Source organism: Chromohalobacter sp. HP20-39, from assembly GCF_033052815.1.
GTDB lineage: Bacteria > Pseudomonadota > Gammaproteobacteria > Pseudomonadales > Halomonadaceae > Chromohalobacter.
Genome location: NZ_JAWHTP010000915.1, coordinates 1 through 254 on the forward strand (window position 1 = coordinate 1; position 254 = coordinate 254).

The following is a 254-nucleotide window of genomic DNA, read 5'->3' on the forward strand; positions in this document are numbered from 1 at the left end:
CGCCGGAGGGTGAAGCGTAATGGATGAATATCTCGACGAGATCGAAGGTGTCACCGACGGCGGCAAGCCGGAAAAGGGCGATACCGAGATCGCGAACTACACGATCAACTTCGGTCCGCAGCACCCGGCGGCGCACGGCGTGCTGCGCCTGGTGACCGAGCTGGACGGCGAGATCATCGAGCGTATCGATCCGCATGTGGGCCTGCTCCACCGCGGCACCGAGAAGCTGATCGAGTACAAGACCTATACTCAGG

Annotated in this window: 1 pseudogene; it reads left to right on the top strand. The window is 61.8% G+C overall.

The features are described 5' to 3' along the window. Positions 1–19: 19 nt before the first annotated feature. Positions 20–254, top strand: a pseudogene (locus RVY79_RS20635) (hypothetical protein); the annotation flags it as partial.